At 58.8% G+C, this 20,236-nt stretch carries 18 protein-coding genes and 1 tRNA gene; 3 read left to right on the top strand and 16 right to left on the bottom strand.

The genetic code is table 11. From position 1 onward, the window contains the following. Positions 1–10: 10 nt before the first annotated feature. From HUU46_07915 to HUU46_07870, 10 genes are all read right to left on the bottom strand, one after another. Positions 11–931 (bottom strand): ParB/RepB/Spo0J family partition protein, encoded by a 921-nt coding sequence (locus HUU46_07915; protein NUM53552.1) that lies wholly within the window; start codon positions 929–931, stop codon positions 11–13. Further along, on the bottom strand, positions 924–1,682 hold the full coding sequence (locus HUU46_07910; protein NUM53551.1) for a ParA family protein: 759 nt from the start codon (positions 1,680–1,682) through the stop codon (positions 924–926). Before HUU46_07910 ends, HUU46_07915 begins: the two co-directional genes overlap by 8 nt. A 125-nt stretch (positions 1,683–1,807) precedes the next feature. Further along, complete coding sequence (locus tag HUU46_07905) at positions 1,808–3,265, bottom strand: glycosyltransferase (GenBank protein ID NUM53550.1); 1,458 nt, start codon at positions 3,263–3,265, stop codon at positions 1,808–1,810. A 96-nt stretch (positions 3,266–3,361) separates the two neighbouring features. Then, complete coding sequence (locus tag HUU46_07900) at positions 3,362–4,180, bottom strand: flagellin FliC (GenBank protein NUM53549.1); 819 nt, start codon at positions 4,178–4,180, stop codon at positions 3,362–3,364. A gap of 108 nt (positions 4,181–4,288) precedes the next feature. Further along, positions 4,289–5,701: a tetratricopeptide repeat protein gene (locus HUU46_07895; GenBank protein ID NUM53548.1), complete on the bottom strand. Its 1,413-nt coding sequence runs from the start codon at positions 5,699–5,701 to the stop codon at positions 4,289–4,291. Between the two features lie 3 nt (positions 5,702–5,704). Then, positions 5,705–6,046 carry a hypothetical protein gene (locus tag HUU46_07890; GenBank protein NUM53547.1) on the bottom strand — a complete coding sequence of 114 codons (342 nt, stop codon included), beginning with the start codon at positions 6,044–6,046 and terminating at the stop codon, positions 5,705–5,707. A gap of 97 nt (positions 6,047–6,143) precedes the next feature. Then, on the bottom strand, positions 6,144–6,998 hold the full coding sequence (locus HUU46_07885) for a HEAT repeat domain-containing protein (GenBank protein ID NUM53546.1): 855 nt from the start codon (positions 6,996–6,998) through the stop codon (positions 6,144–6,146). A 177-nt stretch (positions 6,999–7,175) separates the two neighbouring features. Next, positions 7,176–8,117: a redoxin domain-containing protein gene (locus HUU46_07880; GenBank protein NUM53545.1), complete on the bottom strand. Its 942-nt coding sequence runs from the start codon at positions 8,115–8,117 to the stop codon at positions 7,176–7,178. A 34-nt stretch (positions 8,118–8,151) separates the two neighbouring features. After that, entirely contained in the window at positions 8,152–10,083 is a 1,932-nt protein-coding gene (locus tag HUU46_07875) for a glycogen debranching enzyme N-terminal domain-containing protein (protein ID NUM53544.1), read from the bottom strand. A gap of 37 nt (positions 10,084–10,120) precedes the next feature. Further along, positions 10,121–10,519 (bottom strand): DoxX family protein, encoded by a 399-nt coding sequence (locus HUU46_07870; protein ID NUM53543.1) that lies wholly within the window; start codon positions 10,517–10,519, stop codon positions 10,121–10,123. Between the two features lie 178 nt (positions 10,520–10,697). On the opposite strand from HUU46_07870, the gene HUU46_07865 reads away from it, so the two are divergent. Beyond that, the gene (locus HUU46_07865; protein NUM53542.1) at positions 10,698–11,561 is read left to right on the top strand and encodes an SDR family oxidoreductase; all 864 of its coding nucleotides are present in this window, start codon (positions 10,698–10,700) and stop codon (positions 11,559–11,561) included. 143 nt (positions 11,562–11,704) lie between these two features. Here HUU46_07865 and HUU46_07860 read toward each other — a convergent pair whose 3' ends face one another. Continuing rightward, entirely contained in the window at positions 11,705–12,157 is a 453-nt protein-coding gene (locus tag HUU46_07860) for a GNAT family N-acetyltransferase (protein ID NUM53541.1), read from the bottom strand. A gap of 37 nt (positions 12,158–12,194) precedes the next feature. Beyond that, complete coding sequence (locus HUU46_07855) at positions 12,195–13,322, bottom strand: hypothetical protein (GenBank protein ID NUM53540.1); 1,128 nt, start codon at positions 13,320–13,322, stop codon at positions 12,195–12,197. A 425-nt stretch (positions 13,323–13,747) separates the two neighbouring features. Between HUU46_07855 and HUU46_07850 the strand changes: the two genes are divergently transcribed. Both HUU46_07850 and HUU46_07845 read left to right on the top strand, forming a co-directional pair. After that, positions 13,748–14,644, top strand: coding sequence for a dihydrodipicolinate synthase family protein (locus tag HUU46_07850; protein ID NUM53539.1), 897 nt, complete (start codon positions 13,748–13,750; stop codon positions 14,642–14,644). A 63-nt stretch (positions 14,645–14,707) separates the two neighbouring features. Next, positions 14,708–14,783 (top strand) — tRNA-Asn (locus tag HUU46_07845). Here the strand turns inward: HUU46_07845 and HUU46_07840 are convergent. From HUU46_07840 to HUU46_07825, 4 genes are all read right to left on the bottom strand, one after another. Next, complete coding sequence (locus tag HUU46_07840; protein NUM53538.1) at positions 14,769–16,367, bottom strand: recombinase family protein; 1,599 nt, start codon at positions 16,365–16,367, stop codon at positions 14,769–14,771. The two genes, HUU46_07845 and HUU46_07840, sit on opposite strands and share 15 nt — an antisense overlap. Next, positions 16,364–16,942 (bottom strand): helix-turn-helix domain-containing protein, encoded by a 579-nt coding sequence (locus tag HUU46_07835; GenBank protein NUM53537.1) that lies wholly within the window; start codon positions 16,940–16,942, stop codon positions 16,364–16,366. The genes HUU46_07840 and HUU46_07835 overlap by 4 nt, the downstream gene beginning before the upstream one ends. A 670-nt stretch (positions 16,943–17,612) precedes the next feature. Then, positions 17,613–17,924, bottom strand: coding sequence for a hypothetical protein (locus tag HUU46_07830; protein NUM53536.1), 312 nt, complete (start codon positions 17,922–17,924; stop codon positions 17,613–17,615). Between the two features lie 933 nt (positions 17,925–18,857). Beyond that, on the bottom strand, positions 18,858–20,030 hold the full coding sequence (locus tag HUU46_07825; protein NUM53535.1) for a hypothetical protein: 1,173 nt from the start codon (positions 20,028–20,030) through the stop codon (positions 18,858–18,860). Positions 20,031–20,236: the final 206 nt, after the last annotated feature.

The following is a 20,236-nucleotide window of genomic DNA, read 5'->3' as shown; positions in this document are numbered from 1 at the left end:
AAAAGGCTTTCTATCGGTTGCTTTTGAGGCGGTCAAGAATGCGGTCAAAATCGTCGAGCGAGTAGTAATCGATGACGATCTTGCCTTTCGACACGTCTTTGCCCGCGGTCGTCACGCTCACGCGCGTGCCGAGCGCGCGGCGCAGATCGTCTTCGATCGCCGCGATGTTGGGGTTCTTCGGCGCGGCGTGTCTCGCCTGTTTGGGCTCGGCGGGCGACGTCATGCGCTCGACCTGGCGAACGGACAGTCCCTTCTCGACAATCGCCTTGCACGCCGCTGACTGCGATTTTGGGCTCGGCAGTGCGAGTAGCGCTCGGGCGTGACCCATCGTGATCGCGCCGTCGATGACCGCTTGCTGCACGTCTTCGGGGAGATTGAGCAATCGCAGCGTGTTCGTTATGGTGACGCGTTTCTTGCCCACTTCCTCGGCGCACTGTTCCTGCGTCCACCCGAACTCACGCATGAGCATTTCGTATCCGCGCGCCAGTTCGATGGCGTTGAGGTCTTCGCGCTGAATGTTTTCGATCAGCCCAAACTTGAGCATGTCCGCGTCGTTGACATCGCGCACGATCGCGGGCACGCTCGCGACGCCCGCGAGAATACTGGCGCGCACGCGCCGTTCGCCGCTGACAAGCTGATACTCGCCATTGACGCGCCGCACGATGATTGGCTCGACTACGCCGTCACGCGCGATCGAGTCGGCGAGCTCCCGCAACGCCTCCTCGTTGAAATGTGAACGCGGCTGCCTGGGGTTGGGCTTGATGGTGTGCGGGTCAAGTTCGAGCACGCGGTCGCCCAAACCGTGCGATTCGGCGAGCGGCGCCGTTGGCGTCTGGGCCATGGGCGTCTCGATCGGATCGTCCGCGACATCGCGGCCGGGAATTAGCGCGCCAAGGCCCCTGCCCAATCCGCCTTTCTTGAACTTAGACACGCGCGAGCACCTCTTTGGCCAGCGCCTCGTAAGCCTGCGCGCCCGCCGATCGCGCATCGTACAGCATGGCGGGCTTGCCAAAACTGGGCGCTTCGCTCAATGTTACATTGCGCGGGATGACGGTTTGAAAAACCTTCGGGCCAAGGTGCTCGCGCACGTCGTCGACGACTTGCCTCGACAGGTTGGTGTGCGTGTGCATGGTCAACAGCACCCCTTCGACGCGCAACGCCGCGTTCAAATTGTCGCGCACGAGTTTGATCGTCTGAAGCAGTTCGCTAAGGCCTTCAAGGGCGTAGTACTCGCACTGTAACGTGACCAACACGCCGCTCGCGGCAACGAGCCCGTTCACTGTGAGCAGGCTGAGCGACGGCGGGCAATCGATGATGACGAAGTCATACGCGTCAGCCAAGTGCCCCAGGGCGCGTTTCAACCGGTATTCGCGCGCGTCAATCGAAACGAACTCGATCTCCGCGCCAACAAGCTGACGGTTCGACGGAACGAGGTGCAGCCTCTCGATCGCCGTCTGCTGCGCCACCGCGCTCATGGAGACCGCGTCAGTCAGCACGTCGTACAGCGTGTGGGCAAGCTGGTTCTTGTTCACGCCCAGTCCGCTCGTCGCATTTCCTTGCGGATCGAGATCGATGAGCAGGACCTTTTGGCCTTCCAACGCAAGCGCCGTGGACAGGTTCACGGCAGTGGTCGTTTTGCCCACGCCGCCCTTTTGGTTCGCTATCGCTATGATTCGGCCCATTGCGCAGAATTCGCCCCGTGACTGGCCCCTGGAAACGCGTATGATACGGAGCGTTTTGCAGGCAAGTCAAAGGATGGCCAGGAACAATCAGCCATGCCGATCGCGGTGCGAGGCAAGTGCGAATTTCACTTTCGACTGGGCGCGGTTTCGTCGATCAAGCTCCCGGCGTACCGCGCGCGCGGACCGTATGCGGCAAGCAGTTCCGGCCACTGGACGTAAAAGCGATCGGCGACTCGATACGCGATGCGGCCCGTGACCGACGGCGTTGTAAACTGCGCTCCGCATTCGATGTAGATGAATGGTACGCGACGCATCTTCGCGACCAGCATAACCGGAATGGCAATCTCGGCGCCGGTGGATACGACGAGACCGGGGCGTTCCCAATTGAAGTGCCGCCACACACGGACGACGTTCGCGGCAAACGCAAGCGGGCTGTACGGCTTGTTGGGGACGAGCTCTGCATTCGGCAGTCGCCGTGTCGTGTCCGCGTCATAACAGAAGTAAGAAATATCGTGACCGTCGAACGCTTCGTGAAGCTGAAACATTTCCGAAAGATGTCCACCGTGGGAACAAACGAGAAGGATGCGAAGACGGGACTCGGGTTTCGCGTTTCGCGTCTCGGGACGATTCGGTAACGGGCGATGAGCGCCTGCCGGAACCGTACTGAGGAGTCCCTCGAGAATTCCGTACGCGTACGGCCAGATGAGAATCCACCGCGCCAGCCATCGCGGCAGCGCCACGGTCAGGCTGCGGAACCGCGCGGCCAGAAAACACAACGTGATGGCGAGCGGCAGCGCGGCCACCGCGATCCCGAGCCGTGCGTTGACCAGGCATAAGAGAATTCCCAGCAGGAACATTGCCGCGATCGCGGGAATCGCGAGCGTGTAGCGCCATAGCCCGCCGCGAAAATCGCACGCGCGCATCATGACGGTGATGTCCTTCCCCATCATCCGCGCTTTGCGCATGAGTCCGTAGAACCGCGTTTCATAATTGTGTTGGACGGCCGCGCCTTCCTCGAACCAGATGCGTTGTCCCGCTCGTTGCAGCGCGAGCGCGATATACACGTCTTCCGCGGCGCTGTGTCGCGGCAGGTTGAGCCAACCGCCGGCGGCGCGCAGCGCCTCCGTGCGAAAATAGCTGTTTCCGCCTATGATGCCCTGTGTGTAACCCGTGCGCTCGGTCTCCACGATGAACCACATGTGGTGCAGCCACGCGGCGAAATTGCGTACGCCCACGGGCGGGTGCCGTCCCGTGCCCGCGGCCACGTCCGGCTTCTCGTCTAGCACGCGCTTGGCCCGTTCGACCCACTCCGGGACGAGTATGCAGTCCGCGTCAGTAAACGCGAGGTAGTCGGTGGTACACGCGTCGAGCACGGCGTTGCGCGCTTCGTAAAGGCCGGTTGCATTGCTCGCGATGACCCGCGCGCCGTACGCGCGCGCAACCTCCGCAGTCGGATCGGACAAATCGTCGAGCGCGACGATGACCTCGTCGGGCGCAACGGTCTGCCGCCGAACGCTGTCCAGGCACGCGCCGATAATGTGTTGCGCGTTGCGTGCGCATATCGCGACGGTAATCGTTGGCATGAGGGACGCAGTATACCGGCGTGAATTCAAAGACAAAAACGGCGCGGGCCGGAACTGCGATCCGGCACGCGCCGCGTCTACCCAGTCTCGCTACGATTAGCCGCCGAGCAACTGTAGCGCGGTTTGCGGAATGACATTGGACTGCGCCAGGACCGACGTGCCTGCGCTGACCAGAATTTGATTGCGCGTGAACGCGATTGTTTCGCGGGCGATGTCCGCGTCGCGCAAGGCGCTGTCCGACGCCGTCGAGTTCTCTTCCTGAATCGTTAGCGTCGTAATCGTGAATTCGAGCCGGTTTTGGAATGCGCCGAGCGAACTGCGCAGCGACGTCACGCTGCGCAACGCGCGGTCGATGGTGCTCAACGCGGAGACGGCCGTCGCGACCGACGAGATGTTCAGCGTGTTCACGCTGATGTCATTTGTCTTGGCGCCGTTTACGGCGATCACCAAGGTCTGTCCGGGTTGCGCGCCCGCTTGCAGCGTAACGCTTTGGGCCGAACTCAGCACGCGCAGACCGTTGAACTCGGTGTCCGTCGCGATGTCGTCAATTTGCTGGAGCAACTGCTGCACTTCCGCGTCAAGCGACAGGCGATTTTCCGTGCTGTAGGTGCCGTTCGCCGCCTGTACGGCAAGTTCGCGGATGCGTTGCAGCATGTTGGTCGTGGTCTCGAGCGCGCCTTCCGCGGTTTGTAGAAGGCTGATGCCGTCCTGCGCGTTGCGCTGGGCGACTTGGCTGCCGCGAATCACCGTTCGGAAGTTCTCCGAAATGGCGAGACCCGCCGCGTCATCGGCCGCTCGATTGATGCGCAGACCGCTGGCGAGCCGTTCGAGACTACCGTTGAGGGAGTTTGTGGATCGCCGCAGAATTCGGCTGGTGGTGAGCGCGGCGACGTTGGTATTGATACGCAGACCCATGACAAGAATCCTCCGTGATGACTACTGACCTCGGCATCCGTGCGTCGGTCGAGGCCGCCGCGTTTCTGCGGCCCTCGAAGAAGATTATCGGCATGCGGGAGAAATTCTTTAGGGCGCCAGCGTGAGGTGCGGCCGGACCTTTTGCAGATTGCTGATCGCACCGGGATGTGTTGGATCGCCGGCAAGGCATTGCTCAAACGCTTCCTTCGCCTCAACGAACCGCCGCTGCTTGTACAGCACGACGCCAAGGTTGTTGTATGCGGCGGGCAGTCCGGCTTGCGCGGCGAGCAAGAAGTACTTCTTGGAGTCCTCGAACAGGTTGTCGTAGAAGAACAGTTCCGCCAGCGCGTTGAACACGTCGGCACTTTTCGCGCCGCGGTCAATCAGGCCGAGCAGCACGGTTCGCGCCGCCGGCCGAAGTCCCAGGCGCAGCATTTGGTGAATATAAAGTTTCAGGCTCTCACCGTCGGTTGGGTTCTGCTCGAGGCCCGCGCGCGATTCGGCCGCCGCCTCCTCCAACCGGCCCGCACCCTCTATCGCCACACTGAGATATCGGTGCGCGTCAGGCCACTTGGGATCGAGCGCGAGCGCCTTGCGGAAACAGTCGATTGCCGCATCCCATTGTTTTTCTTCTGCGAGCACAACGCCCAGATTGCGCCACGCGGCAGGCTGTTTCGGGTCGATCTCGATCGAGAGGCGCAATGCCTGCTTGGCTTCGTCCGGCCGCTTGAGCATGTGCAACGCGCCGCCCAAGTCGCGTAGCGCCACCGCGTTCCTGCCGTCGAGCTTCAGCGCCTGACGATACGAGGCCGCCGCGTTCGACCAGTCTCCTACGTCGGCGTACTGTGCGCCAAGCTCGATAAACGCATTCGGATCGTTCGGGTTCGCCGCGGCCTTTTGATGCCCAAGCTTAAGGTAATGTTCCTGCTTTTCGCGAAGGCGGTCCGCTTTTTTCAACAGATTGTAGTGGTGTATCGGAACCGGGCAATCGAGCACGCGGATGCCCTGCTGCTCGAGTGACTGATTGACGAGTTCGTGGACCTTGCCCTGAAACTTCGCGTTGCGACGGTTCGGAAAGAAGCGGACCTTCACGCTCGGAAACCAGCCGGTAAACCCCTTCGCGTTCGGATCACCCGGCTCGCAGGGCTGAAAATCCGCGACGGCGGTGTTGTTCGTATAGTTCCGCGTCGTAAACCGGTAACAGCAATCGTGCGCGCCCTTGGCAAGCGCTTTTAACCGCGGCAGGTCGTCCTTCGCCACCCGCTCGTCGGCGTCAAGGACGAATATCCAGTCCGACGTACAGATGCGCAGCGATTCGTTGCGCATCGCGGAGAAATCGTCCGACCAAAGAAACAGGCCAATTTTGGCATTAAACGATCGGGCGACTTCGAGGGTGTAATCGGTGGAGCCGGTATCGACGATGCAGATTTCGTTAACAATATCTTTGACGCTGGCGAGACAATCCGCGAGTTGATCTTCCTCGTTCTTTACGATCATCGCCAGCGCGATGCTTGACGCCACGCGCTAGGACTCCATGCCGCCATCCAATACCGAGAGTACTCGCACTTTTGGGCCCTCCTTCGGGGCCTCCGGGACATAGTCGGGATCGGGCTCGATGGCCCCGGCGGCAATAAGGGCATCGTAGGTCTCGCGATCCACCATTTCCCCGCTGGTGACCAAGCGGACCACGCCGTCGACGTAAACGCCGAACTGCCGAATCGGAACACCACCCCGCTCGGAAACGGTGCCCTTGAGCATCCGCTCGAACGGGACAGTAAACTGTTTCTTGAAAATCGCGTACCGAGGGGGCGCGGTGGGGTCGCAGTCCTCGAACTGCCGACGATTGAACGATTTTCGGAAGAGCACGGTCGCTGTCCTCACCACATCGCGTCAATAGTTATTCCTAAGTCTACCATACCCCCCGGTTTTCCACAATTGCGGCGTCCCCACACGGGGCAGGCGGCTACGATGCGCCCGCCGCGGCCGGGGTCGACGCGAGCTTCTCCTCCACTTTCTTGACCGCGTAGGCGGCTTCTTCCTTCAACGGGGCCGGATTATCGCCGTTGGCGCATTGCCGGAGCGGCTCCAGACATCCCGGCTCGGCAATCCTGCCCAGTCCACCTGTCGCAACGCGTCGTGTGAACTCCGGCAGCGACGCGTCGTTCGCCGCCGCCCCGAAGACCCGAATATCGCTCGAAACCGGTGTTATCGCCAAAGACTGGACGATGCGGTCCCGATGCTCCGGCGGCAACCCGTCTGTAAAGTAATAATCCTGAAGTGCGGCGCGCATCTCGGCGTCGCCGTTCTCGGAGAACATCATGATTGCCGCCATCCTCACGCGCCTCTCGGGGTCGTTGGTCAGTTCGCGCAATCGGGCGATGACGGCCGGATCCGTGGCGGTCTTGAGCATGACGACGGTCCCGGTCCGAATTACGGGGTCAACATCGGATTTGGTCAGATCGAGGAGGCGCGGGTATACCTCGGGAGTCTGCGCCACCTCCAAGCTGATGAAAATCAGGTTGCGCGTCTGCGCGTTGGTCGCGGGATCGACCAGGAGATCGATCATTTTCCCGACGTATTCCGGGGCGCGGTCTCGCAGCGCGAGCGCCAGTTCGACGTGCGTCATGCTGGCGCCCAGCGCTTCGGGTTTCGATACGACCTGCTTCCATTGCTCGAACATCGCCGCGGGGTCCGTGGGCATCGCCGCCGGAAACGCGGGCATTACCGGCGCGGGCGCTTGGCTCGTTTCGGGAGGATTGCAGCCCGCAACCAGAACCGCGGTCGTTACGAACACTAATGCTATGGAACACTTCGGCATAAACTCCGCACCTTTCTATCGCCGCGGCCTTGCGCGCAATCGCCCCAATTGTACGTGCCAACCGGCCAGGCAGGCAAGGAAAGATGCCGTAGTGCTGGGCGGAGAAACGCGGGTGCGGCGCGACCCGAGGAGGGCCGCGCCGCGCGGGGTAAGGGTGCAAAGCTTGGACCATCGGGCCTATTCGCCGGAGAATTCGTGCCAATACTTATCCGCCGCGGCGATGTTCTTGGGCTCGTCCTTATTCCAGTCGCTTATCGCGTTGGAAATGAAGTTCTTGTAGAACAGAAACAAACGGCCATCGGTGATCTTGTAGTTTTCCGGGCTGATCTCGACCTTCTTGCCCAAGGCCATCGCGGTTGCGCACCAGCCGCCGTAGGCCGGGAGGTACTTCCGCGGCGCCGCAAGGAATGCGTCGCGGTTCTTGGCGTCAGCGAAGTAATAGGTCACGCCCGCGTGCGAAGTCGCGATGTCCTTCTTGCCCGGCGCCGGTTTACCGCTGAAGTAAGAGACGGGATCGTACCCCTGCAAGGCTAGGCCGCCGCTGCCGAGATTGTACTGGCCGGCTGCCGCTGGGCGCGTGAGTTCAGCCATCTTTTCGGCGAATTTCTCGAAGGGGAACCGATCCATCGTGCCTTTACCTACGTACCGAAATACCTCTTTGCCGTCCGGACCGAGCAGCACCAACGCGGGATAGTGGACCGTTTCGCCGTGAAACGCGTAGCCGTTCGGGATATTGAACTCGTCCGCAAGCTTCGCATCCGGATCGCGGTAGATGGTAGGCGCCTTCGCTCTTTCCTCGGGCGATAGTTTTTTCGCCCACTCGATTGTTGCTTCGTCTGAATCGGGCTTGATGAACACCTGAACCACGTTGGGAAACGCCGTCGTCTTCGATGCATAGGTCTGCGTGTGGCGCAGGCAGATCGGACATTCCGTTTTCAGCAGAAAATGCAGCGCCACGTACTTGCCCTTCGCGTCCGCGAGCGAGAATGTCTTGCCGCCGCCCGCCTCCTTCAGCGTGAAGTCCGTTGTCGAGGCTATCGCCGCGAACGGAACGGCGGCGTTCAACGCGACGAGCGCGGCGATTTCCAGCGTAAACCGATTTCTCAAAATCCATTTCATTTCGTCAACCTCCAATACTGCATTTCGTGTCGAACTATGCGCCGAGAATGTCATGGTGAATCCTCAATGCTTCACCGACGGACCATGCCTGGAACGGACACCCGCGCGGCATATGCGGGGGTTCGGCGTCGGCGATTTCGCAAATATGTCCGAGACCCGCGGCGTTTAGGTGACTCAGCAGCGGCGCGAGAAACTTCGTGCGCGCCTCCTGCTTCGCCATGTCCGTGCCGCCCCGCACGCCCACCCACGCGTCCACAAACGCGCCCATCAGCCACGGCCATACGGTGCCCTGGTGGTACGCCCCGTCGCGATCGCCAACGCCGCCTTCGTAGCGTCCGCGGTAGTCCGCGTCGTCTCGATCGAGAGTGCGAAGGCCGATGGGCGTCCACAGTTTCGCCTCGATGGCGTCGACAATCCGCCACGCTCGTTCACCCTCGATCAATCGAAACGGCAAACCGCCCACGGCGAAAACTTGGTTCGGACGAAACGATTCGTCCATCGCGCCATCCCGGTGGTCGCAATCGATCACGTCGTAGAGAAAACCATGACTCTCGTTCCAGAAGCGCGACTCGAACGATGCGAGCGCGTGTTTGTAGACCGCGTCCCACTTGTCCGCGAACTGACTGGCGATGCGCAGCGCATTAATCCACAGCGCCTGAATCTCGACGGGCTTTCCGATGCGCGGCGTAACGACCCAGTCGCCGACTTTCGCGTCCATCCACGTGAGCTGCACGCCCGGTTCGCCGGCGGCGAGCAGTCCGTCCGCGTCCATCTGGATGCGATAGCGCGTGCCCTTTGCGTATCCCGTGACAATCGCGTCGATTGCTTCCCGCAACGTCGCGGCGTCGACGGCCGCGGTGTTCTTGCCTGTCGTCCGTTGCAGGTAGTCGTGAACGGCGATAACGTACCAGAGCGGGGCGTCGACGGTGTTGTACTCCGGAGCGGCGCCGCTGTCGGTGAAGAAGTTCGGCAACATGCCTTCGGAAACAGCGCCCGCCCATTCAATAAGAATGTTATGCGCCTCTTCGATACGCCCGGTCGACAGGCAAAGTCCGCGCAGCGCGATAAAGGTGTCCCGGCCCCAATCGGTAAACCACGGGTAGCCCGCGACGATCGTGTTTCCTTCGCCGCGCTTGACGATATACGCGTCCGCGGCTCTGTGTAGCGGATGCGCAAACTTCGCCCGCCGGTTCGATTCCGCATGGCGAAGGCCTTCGGCGATGGATTCCGCCGGCGCATGCGGCGCGCCGAGGACGTGTTCGTAGCCTTGTGCCGCGAAAATCAGTGCAGCGGGGCCCTCGGCGAGGTTCCACCGAAACGCGCCGGGCGATGCAAGGTCCTCGACGTAGTTCAGCCCACGCGCGCGCTCTTCTTCGTAGATGAAATTCCGGTACCACTGCGGCTCGTGAATGTACTCCCCATTGCTCAACGCGTGAATACCCGGAAGGTCCGCGTAGGGGCGCCACGACACCTTGCCGCCGTTCAATGTGGGGTCGAAATGAAACGCCGCGGACTCGGCGTGCATGCTGTGGTAGTCGCGGCCGGAGAAAAACGGCCGAACGGACAACGAACATTCCGCAGCGTCGCCTATGGCGCGCCACGTCAACACGACGGCGGAACTGCCGTGCGGCACGAACAATTCGTGTTCGATTTGCAGGCCATCGGCGACGGTATAGCGCCATTTCGGCCACGGCTCGGACGTGAACGACTCGATCCGTTCCCACCCGTTGGGCGAGACGACACCAGGTTCGTAGACCTGCGACGTAAGCGGATAATTGCCGCGCGGCGTCGTGATCCACGCATCGAATCCGTTAATCAGCACGACCCGGCCGGTTGGCGGCGTGCGCGCTGTCAACAGCAGCGCGTGGTAGCGTCGCGTGCGGATGGCGCTCACGGTGCCCGAGGCGAAACCGCCAAGTCCATCGGGTTCGAGCCATTCGTCGTGCGTGTTCAGCCGGACCGCCATGTCGCCGCTCCTTCGCGTTTGGGTATGCGCGGTCATGCTACAGCTTTGCCCCGATCACGGGGATTTCCCTGCGCCGGATGAACAACACCACCGCGCTTCCCACGAACACGAGGAGTGCAAGCCCGAACAGCAGACCGCCGTCGTCTTGCACCACTATACCAAGTTTGGTCACGTGGCTGAGGATGGCGCCGGTGATTACGCCCAACGAAAGCAGCGCGCCAATTGTGCTGGTTGCCGGAACAAGCAAGAGCACGCACGCGATCAACTCAGCGACGCCGGAGCCAATGCGGCCCCACGGTTCCATGCCAAGTTTGGTGAAGATGTAGACGGATTCCTCCGAGCCGGTAAACTTGAAGAACAGCGTCTGAAACAAGATCGCCGCGACCGCGACTTGCAGAACCCAGCTCGTGACAAGTTGTTTCTGTGTGAGACCCATTTCTACACCCTTGCGCGGCGTCTGCCGCCGTTCGTCGTGTACATTCGCGGAATGCCCAGGTTCATGTCAGCCACGTCAGTGCCCTCCCACGCCACCAACAAATCGGATACGCCTGACCTTTCTTTACAGCCCCACCGAATATACGTGCGTCAAAACGACCACCTTGAGGGAACGAACCATGGCCGACTTACAGTGGATTCAATCGCAATGGCCCGAGGCCGTGCTGCCGGCGTGTCCGGTCCAAAAGTTGCTCAAAGGACAAAAGGCGTTGGTGACCGGTGCGTCGTCGGGAATCGGTAAAGCCGTGGCCATCGCGCTGGGCCACGCGGGCGCCGACGTCGTCGTCAACTATGTCACCGGCGACGACAAGGCACAGGCCGTCGCGGACGAGATCACGCGCTGCGGGAGCAATTCCTACGTTCACAAGGCAGACGTCTCGAAAGAAGACCAAGTCGTTGAGATGTTCCGCAAGATGATCGCCGACTGGGGCACGATCGATATTCTCGTCAATAACGCGGGCCTGCAAAAGGATGCGCCATTCGATCAAATGACGCTTGATCAATGGAACCTTGTGCTCGGCGTAAACCTGACGGGCCAATTCCTCTGCGCGCGCGAAGCGGTGCGCGAATTCAAGCGCCGCGGGGTGCGCAAGGAGGTGTCTTGCGCGGCCGGCAAGATCATCTGCATCAGTTCCGTGCATGAGGTTATCCCGTGGGCGGGCCACGTAAACTATGCAACGTCCAAGGGTGGCGTCATGCTGATGATGAAAAGTATCGCGCAGGAGGTCGCACCGTACCGCATTCGCGTGAACAGCATCGGCCCCGGCGCCGTCCGTACGCCGATCAACATGGAAGCGTGGGACACACCGCAGGCATACCACGACCTGTTAAAACTAATTCCCTACAAACGCATCGGCGAACCCGAGGACATCGGCCAAGCCGCGGTATGGCTCGCCTCCGATCATTCCGACTACGTCCACGGCGTGACCCTTTTCGTCGACGGCGGAATGACACTCTACCCGGGCTTCGAAACCGGTGGGTGAACCAAGACGTGGACTGCGCCGGACCGGACTATCGCCGCTCGACAAGGAACCGGTGGGAAGAATCAGACCGATGTCGAACGGCGGCCGTCTCGGGCACGGCATTTGAGCCACATGTCGCCCTGCGGGTATTTCGGGAAGACTCGCTAGTTTCGCGCGCCGACAGCGGCGGGTTTCTTGTCGAGTTGTTTCAGGAAGACAATCTCGGACTCGTCGGCTTCCAGATTATCGAAGCTGCTGACGCGCACAAAGCCGAGCGACTCACACAGACGTTGCATGTCCGTATTGCCCGTGCTTGTGGACGTGAACAGCTTGTCGGTTGGCGCGTGCGCTTCGGCGTAGTCCACCAGTGCTGACGCGACTCCCGCGCGACGGTGGCCTGGGTGGGTGATCATGAATGAAATGAACGAGTGACCGTAAAGCCCGGTTTCGAGGACCATAAAGCCTACGGGTTCGCCGCCCAACACCGCCTTGTAGCACCGGCGGGCGGCAATTGCGCTGGAAAGGAAACTGCGCCGTTCGCTACTGCCTATCACGAGCCGGTCGATGGCGCAGAGGTCATTTAGGTCTGCCTCGACCGCTTCCTCAACTTGTACCATAGCTCCATTCTAAACCGAAGTGCGAAAACTTTCCAGATCAATTGTCAGAGCCTTCGTGTTCTCGGACGAAGGCGTCCAAGGCGGTTTCGCCCGCCCTTGGACTGTCCACCCAATCCAGCAGGTTTCGCCGGATGAGCGCCCCGGCCAGCCCGGCCAGCGGCAGAAGAACAGCCACCGTCACCCACTTCGATTCCGGCCCGAACAGGGTAACCGACCGTGACGCGCTGACCGCTGTCAGCACCGCGGCGAAAAGCGCCGCCCCACCTACAACGTGGCCGAAACGCCGGGACCGAAGTCCGTAGACGGTCAGCAGCGTCGCCGCCACGCCACATAGCGCCGTCAGCGCAAGCACTGCCGGTTCGGCCAACGGAAGAATCGGTGTGACAGCCATGTCGTACGCCTGAAGGAACCGCGCCTTGCCACTCTTGGAGCCGCTGCCAAACATGATCGCCAGCCCGAACAGGGAGAGCACGCCGATGGCAATCATCTCCAGCGCTCCCGAACCGATTCCCGCGGCAATCACCCGTGAAGGGGGCTCACATATGGACTTGGCTAGGCGCGTAACAAGCACCACGCCGATCGTCGCCGCAATGCCCTGCCACAGACCGAGGACGGCGCTCTGCACCCAGAGAAACGCCAGGTAGGGCATGGCATCTTCAAGCGCGAACCGCGCGGCGATATCGATCGCAATTGCACCGATGAACCACACGACCCGCGCAGCCAGGAACATGGCCGCGCCCAACGCGACGAACCGGAACCCGCTTCCCCGGCGGACCGCAATTCCCACCGCAACCAGCGGCAACATGATGAGCAACGCCGCGGACACGTACATCCACTTCAACGCGGACGTAGCCGGGAGCGCTACAACGCGCGCGCGCCAATCGCCCCGCGCATCCTCGACGCTCACGACCATCGAGTATGTGCCCGGGGCCGTAACGGCAAGCGGCGCCCGCTCTTGACTCAGCATCGTTCCCCAAAGGTGCTGGTATATCTGCGTTCCAGCAGGGTCTAACACACGCAGTAACCCGTCTCCCGATTCGAGGATCGCCGTTACACTAATACCGTATTCGCGTTGCACGTCCTTGATTACGAACGGAAACGTTTCAGTGGTCTCGGTTGACTCGGTGTGCCCGCCGCTGTACTCCGCGACAACGCTCGCATGCACGGCCCTCGGGAATACGTGCGACGCGGAGAAAACCAAAATGACCCAGAGACTAACGCGCGCAAGTGGGGCGAGGCGCCTTTCGAGCCGATCGAATGATTGATTGCGAGCGCGAGCATTGCCGCCGCAAAGCCATTCAACCATTTCTGTCAACGCTCGAAGTCGCATGTGCGCAATCCTACCAGACCCCATTCATTGCGCGTGCACGCTCCGCACCGTATACTCTCTCCGGCGCACTAGGAACCGTCTTTGGGGTACGCGACGAGACTCAGGGTCTCCGCCGCCTTAGTCGTCGTGACTTGATGCGAAACAGGCTGCGACGCGCCTTGCGGAGCTACCTTGGGCAATTGGCCAACCGTACCATCGCCCAACCCCGAACAGGTTGCGGCACGAATGGTTATGACACCGATCGGAAGGAGTACTTGTTCATGAAATCGTCAAAAATCGGCGGCATTTTCCCGGCCCTGTTGACGCCGTTCACGAAGGGTGGCGAAAAAGTCGACTATGACCGCGCATGTGGCCTCGCTGATTTCCTCGCGAAGAAGGGCGTGCACGGCCTCTTCGTCTGCGGCACGACCGGCGAAGGTCCGCTCATGACGCTCAACGAGCGCAAGAAAGTGCTCGAGGAAGTGGTCGCCGCGGTCGGCAAGAAAGTGACCGTCATCGCCCACACCGGCTGCTTTGACACCGCCTCCACCATCGAACTCACGCGCCATGCACAAAAGGCCGGCGCCGCCGCGGCTGGCGTCGTCACTCCCGGCTTCTACACCTTCGACGACGAATGCCTGTACCGCCACTTCAAATCCGTCGCGGATTCGGCCAAAGGATTTCCGATTCTTCTCTACAACATCCCCGGTTGCGTGAAAAATGTCATCAAACCGTCACTCGTGCACCGCCTCGCGAAAGACGTGAAGAACATTATCGGAATGAAGGATAGCGGAGGGAGCATAACCGCGTTCAACGAGATGATTATGGGTGTGCCCAAGGGCTTCGTTGCGATCAACGGTGTTGATGAATATTCGATGCAGGCGCTTGCCGTTGGCGGCGCCGGCTGCGTGTCCAGCACGGCCAACGTGGTCCCCGAGCTGTTCATCGCCATTTACAGGAGCATGAAGAAGGGCAACCTCGATAAAGCGTGGGACAGCCAACAAAAGCTCTGCAAGGCCTGCGCCACCTTCCACTACGGCGCACTCGTCGCGCGCTACAAGGAAGGCGTCCGCCTGCGCGGGTTCGATCCCGGCTACGTCCGCGCACCCCAACGCGAACTCACCAAGGACGAGCGCAAAGAACTTGCCAAAAACATGAAAACAGCGGGCCTTCTCTAGGCGGCAGCAGGCCGAGAATTTGCATCGTCTCGCCGTCGTTTTGTAGACTATTCGGCGCACAATTCCGCGATAGCTCAGTCGGTAGAGCGGGTGGCTGTTAACCACTAGGTCGTAGGTTCGAGTCCTACTCGCGGAGCCAGTTACCGATCTCCAGCGAAATATCGCTTTCGCGGTTAACGCTGGGGTTACTAGATAGTCGCCCTGTCTCGGTCGGACGATCGTACAGGGCGATCTTTATTTCCTCGGGCGTCCAGATGATCCGGGCTATCATCAACTGGAGCAGGAACTTCTTCTCCTCCTCCTGAGCCTCGTCAAAAAGGTCTCGAAACCTAGCTAGGGAGTCCCGCATAATCTCGGCGTCAAGAATCTTCTTCTTGAGTTCCCCTTCCTGGAGACCCAGCTCCATCAATCCTTGTTCAAGTTCCTTCCGCCGCTTCTCGCCCTCTCCAATCCGCTCCAGCAACGTCGTGACTGCGCCAGTTTTCTTGGCCGTGCCGTTGCCGATTAGGTCTAACCAATTGTTGATCGTCTGCTTCACTTCGGCGAGTTGCCTGCTCAGCAGCTTTCGTTTCCTCGCGATTTCGTCTCGCTCGGTTTTCGACGTTTCGTTTGCCTCTTGGACAATTTCATCGAGCAAGTTGTCGTCGGTTGCGATTTCCTTTATACGCTCAGACACGAGGCGTTCAAGTGGTTCTGCAGGCACGTACTTCATCTTGCATCCATCTTTCCCCCGATGGTCATTTCGAGAGCATTGGTAGTAGAAATAACGCTTCTTATTCTGACCATGGGCGAATTTTGGAGTCATTGCGGCGCCACACCAACCACATTCGACAAGCCCCTCCAAGAGGAAGACGTGCATTCGGTGTCGCCGGCTGCCATTCCGCTTAGGACCGTACAGCCTAATGCATTCTTGCACCTCTTCCCACAAAGGAAGTGGAATTATTCCTTCGTGTTTTCCCTCATAGATCACACCGTTGTGTGTGACCTTGCCAACGTACACTGGATTTCGAAGGACATGTCCGATAGTGGTGTCCTGGAAATTATTCCCACCACGAAGGTTTCCCCGCCGTGAGTGAAATTGCTTTGAGCGAATTCCCTTCTCGTTGATGACCTTTGCCGTCTTTAAGTATGAGTGAGTCTCTAGATACGTGTTGAAAATGAGCTGTACAATCTGGGATTCTTCCGCGTTTACTTTCAGAGTGCCGTGATCATCAGGGTCGACGTCGTAACCCAGTACCTGGCCACCGTTCCAGAGTCCTTGTTGGGCACGCCACTCCATTTTGTCTTTTGTGCGCTTTGATGTCTGCTCTCGCTCGAGTTCGGCGAAAACGAGTGCGATCTTTAGCATCGCACGACCGGCAGGCGTCGAAGTGTCGAAGTTCTCTTCAAGCGTGACAAAATCTACGTCCTTCGCTTGAAATTGCTCGTATGCCTTGTAGAAATCCAAAAGCGAGCGAGAAAACCGGTCTAGTTTTGTACACAGGACGACGTTTATTCGGCCGCTCTGAGCGTCGTGAAGTAGCCGCGTGTACTGTGGTCGAGTATCATCCGCTCCGGAGCGGCCCTCTTCACGATACACCTCGGTGACCTGCCAGCTCTCCTTCGACGAATCCCGGAGCTTGACATAAGCGCGAAGTTTGTCTTCTTGTGTGTCGAGTGAGCCATCTCTTACCTGCGCCTGCATGTCTGTGGAGACACGCACATACAAGCCGCACGATTTCACGATTCATCCCTCCGTTGCTCCCGGGCGAGCAGGGTTCGCACTCGGGAGTATAATTCGCGACTCACAATTGGCTGGAAGACTGCACGCCTGAAATCTAACTTGGTCGCAAGTTCCTTACGTTTGGTTTTGGGAAGCCAGCCCCTGTAAATCGGGTTTGAAAGCACAGAGTAAAGGAGTTCTCTGTTCCATGGAGAGTGTTCCGCAGGAAACATGGATCGAGTGTTTAGGAATTGCAGAACCGTGTGTATGTCGCCCGACAAGGCGTAAACGTCGTAGACGAAGCGGACCAGCCTCGCCTCATCCGGAACCAAATGAATTTGGTTTTTAACGATTGCATACCCGAGAGGGCCGCGTCGACAGGGATTCACGACGTTTACAGGTTCGCCTCGTCTAATTCGTGGACGTGGAGCAGAATGTGATCGCGCGAAATCGTCAAGATCGGAATCGGTGAAGAGGATTCGCCTCGACTTCCGTTTATGTCCCAACATCCCGTTGGCAACCCAGTAATATACTGTGGGTTCTGCCACGCCGAGGCGCTCGGCTACTTCCCGAACGGTGAAGGTCTGGAGTTCCATACGTTTTATGATAACCAAGGTCAGATAAATTAAGCAACATTCTGGTCGCGTATGGTACCAGCCCAAGCAACAGATAGACCTTTTGGGCAGACAGAGTTCTCGCATAGAGTCACACACGGCTCCCTATCCCGACCATATGCGAGAACTGGACAAGTTCATTCGTCTTCCTCAGCAAGCCCAAAGAAGATAGTGACTTACAAACCGATTCTGAACCAGCATTTCATCCAATCCATCTCGCCATAGAGTTCAAAAAACTCATCGAGCAAGAACTGGTGAACAACTACGCCGACATCGCCAAACGGTACGCCATGAGCCGCGCACGTGTCACCCAAATCATGAATCTGCTCGCGTTGCCGGTCGAAGTACAAACCTACCTTTTGGGTTTAGAAGACAAGAAATCAATCAGGCGGTTGTCTGAGCGTAGGCTACGAGAACTCTCCCAATTGCGGACGACTCAGCGATGCGCGGATGTGTTCTGGAGATTGGCGGGGCGCCCAAATGTGGCGTGTAAGTCCGAAGATCAGCAGTAGCGGGTGGGTCAGGCTCTGACGAAGAAGGCGTCACGTACGCCAGAGTCACGTACGCCGGTCCTTGCGGAAGTCTTCTATCGGGCGCACATTTTAGGTTGTTGCGTCCTTCCATTCTTGAGCTTTTGGGATTCGAGCCCCCATCACGCCGACTTGAGTCTATTGAAGATACACCAAGGGAAAGCAGCCAAATTAGGCTGGCGGAAATGCGTCACCAGGGCCAGGCGAGAATCGATCGCGCGGATCCGAAAGAAAAGCGTCGCCCCGGGACGGCCGAAAAGCATCGCCAGGGCCACGAATAAACCCATCATGTGGATCTGGGGCAAAACCGTCATGCGGGTCCGGTAGAAAACCATCGCCGGAATTCGGCTGGAAAGCGTCGCACAGTCCGGCCCGGAATTGGTCGCCAAGCCCCGGCATAAATTCATCACGGGAAGACAGTAGGAAACGGTCACCTGAATCCGGATGAAATCTGGTGTCTAGGCTTGGGTCGAAACGTCTGCCGACCTCGTCAAGGAATCCGTCATCCAAGACGGCGCCACGAGTCAACCTAAGCGGAGGCTCGGACTCTCCTACATGCTCTGGCGGCGTTCGATCATCAAGCATCTTATTCGACTCCGGTAGATTCGACCTCCGCGCTGAATGAGCGGCGGAAGACGACAATAGGTTTCAGGGATTACAAACCCTCGGCGATTGGCTCGACGCCATTTGAGGATGGGATGATTTCGGCACCATTCTGGGTAGCGTGGGCTTAACCGATGACAGCCTGCTTTGGGCCGTTGATTTGTCTTCGATCCGGCATGCGCGCGGAAATGAGTAAATGCGAACAAAGGAAGAGACGGGCGGAAACAGAGCTATCTGGAGCGCCGAGCCGTCCTTGGCACTGTTCGCGATTGTTCAAACTGCTCAACTTCTTCGACAAGAAAGCGGACGATGCCGTTCTTTCCTTCGCCGAGGCACACTCGAGTGAATTCGTGTCGTGCCGTAACACGATCGACTGTGGAGCGAGAACAACACCACCGCGCGGCCAATTGCTTGGGGGAAATATATGGCGAGTCGGAACTCGAAGGGGCTTTCTTCGTGTGTGTCAATTCAAGTATCAGCAGCAGGTCGTTGGCTTGTGTAAATTACCGTGATCGAAGAGGTTAAGGTTGGCGCAACCTTTGGGTTATGAGAGTCTTAACCCAAGTCTCCGCAAGTACTTACAAAATCTATAACTTACGACAACTGAGCGAGATACGCTCGCTCCTCACCACCTTCCCATCTTAACCATTTTCACCATGGTCGTCAATTCGTAAGTATCAAATTAAGTATCACCTCTGGGGGCAGGAAATCTTGTTCACTACGTCGTTCTTGACACCTACACAGACTCAGGTGGCATTGTGTAATCACCACCACGAGTCCACCTTCTCGTCAAGCACGGAGTAAGGGCTCACGCAGAGTGGGTCAAGGCGATCAGCCTGCTGAAGCGCCCAGTCTATCCATTCCGTCACCGGAAGGTCTCCGTATGCAAACGTCTCTTTGTCGGCCCGCTCCTGGACGGCGGCAACATACGCTCTAATCACTTGGCTATGCTTCCACAATTCGGCGTGCTTCTCCAGGTTCTCGAGTCGTGTACGTTCAATCTGCTGCAGTCGCCGCAACTCTTCATTCCGCCGCTGTCTCTCAAGTCGCTTCGCTTCGTCAATTTCCCGCTGTATCCGGTCCGAACGAGTGGTGACCGCAGAATTATACAACGCACAGACGAACTTGTTTAGAAGGTTTTCGATCCGCTGCACCTTTCCATCTGACCAGTTCTGGCGTCCGTAGCCCGTCCGCCCTTCCTTAATGCTGAGAACAAATAGACCGTTCGGATGATACGTGTATTCTTGCCTGCTATACATCCACGGACGTCGCTCCTTCTCTTTCTTCTGCTGGGGCGTTAGTTCCTTTTCCCGCCGATCCGCCTTTTCCTCAAGGCCTATCCCAAATGTCTCTCCTAAGACGACGACCCGCGTCGGAATGTCTTGCTCTCCTGTAAGCTCGACGGAAATTCCTCGGGCTTCAAGCGCTTTGATCAGTGCATCCACAATCCGTAATGCACGAGGCAAGGCTTCCTTCGACACACGAATATCAAGGCAATTCTGTGCGGACGGAATTAAAAGTTGTCGCTCGTTCGTACTCGCATTTCGAAGGCTCCGTTCCGCCCTCACAACCAATGGATGAGCGTCCGTCAATTCATTGGGCACGACGATGCGTTTTTCTGGACTCGATTCATTTGCGAGCAAGTCCTCGGCTTGCTGCTTTTGCTGCTCGTCGTACGGACGTTCATCCGGCACGTAAAGATTCAGTACGATTTCCTCTTTGCCGGGAAGTGGTTCCAATGGCGGCTTGCGAACTGACTTTCCATGTTGGACCTTCATCCAGTATCCCATCGGCGGTTGAGGAATCTTGTAGTCCCCAATTATGTCCAGCATCTGGCCGTGCCAGATCCCAAGCTCTTTTTCCAGGACCTTCAATGGCTTGCTCCATAGCTGCGCGTAGAATTCTTGACGAGTCATTCGCCATTCTCTGGTTTTCATTTACCGAGTTCCTCCAGTCAGATTCTTTCAAGTGTATTGGGCCGAAGCGAGAGCTTAGGCCACTTCATATAGCTGCTGACAGTCATGAGTCCAGCCCCAATTCGCCACTTGTCCATTCAAAGACCTGTCCAAACCTTGGCTGGCTCGGGCACTCCTTGCGATCTCTTGGAATCTCCATCCTTTACAGCACTATCGAGAGGTGTATG

The organism is Candidatus Hydrogenedentota bacterium (genome assembly GCA_013359265.1).
Lineage (GTDB): Bacteria > Hydrogenedentota > Hydrogenedentia > Hydrogenedentales > SLHB01 > JABWCD01.
The sequence above is the reverse complement of the archived record's forward strand: the minus strand, read 5'-3'. Positions and strand labels throughout refer to the sequence as shown.

Excerpts from the sequence above, each read along its gene's own strand:
- HUU46_07910 (NUM53551.1), bottom strand. The coding sequence starts at position 1,682 with ATGGGCCGAATCATAGCGATAGCGAACCAAAAGGGCGGCGTGGGCAAA.
- HUU46_07905 (NUM53550.1), bottom strand. The coding sequence starts at position 3,265 with ATGCCAACGATTACCGTCGCGATATGCGCACGCAACGCGCAACACATT.
- HUU46_07900 (NUM53549.1), bottom strand. The coding sequence starts at position 4,180 with ATGGGTCTGCGTATCAATACCAACGTCGCCGCGCTCACCACCAGCCGA.
- HUU46_07885 (NUM53546.1), bottom strand. The coding sequence starts at position 6,998 with ATGCCGAAGTGTTCCATAGCATTAGTGTTCGTAACGACCGCGGTTCTG.
- HUU46_07880 (NUM53545.1), bottom strand. The coding sequence starts at position 8,117 with ATGAAATGGATTTTGAGAAATCGGTTTACGCTGGAAATCGCCGCGCTC.
- HUU46_07875 (NUM53544.1), bottom strand. The coding sequence starts at position 10,083 with ATGGCGGTCCGGCTGAACACGCACGACGAATGGCTCGAACCCGATGGA.
- HUU46_07870 (NUM53543.1), bottom strand. The coding sequence starts at position 10,519 with ATGGGTCTCACACAGAAACAACTTGTCACGAGCTGGGTTCTGCAAGTC.
- HUU46_07865 (NUM53542.1), top strand. The coding sequence starts at position 10,698 with ATGGCCGACTTACAGTGGATTCAATCGCAATGGCCCGAGGCCGTGCTG.
- HUU46_07860 (NUM53541.1), bottom strand. The coding sequence starts at position 12,157 with ATGGTACAAGTTGAGGAAGCGGTCGAGGCAGACCTAAATGACCTCTGC.
- HUU46_07850 (NUM53539.1), top strand. The coding sequence starts at position 13,748 with ATGAAATCGTCAAAAATCGGCGGCATTTTCCCGGCCCTGTTGACGCCG.
- HUU46_07835 (NUM53537.1), bottom strand. The coding sequence starts at position 16,942 with ATGGAACTCCAGACCTTCACCGTTCGGGAAGTAGCCGAGCGCCTCGGC.
- HUU46_07825 (NUM53535.1), bottom strand. The coding sequence starts at position 20,030 with ATGAAAACCAGAGAATGGCGAATGACTCGTCAAGAATTCTACGCGCAG.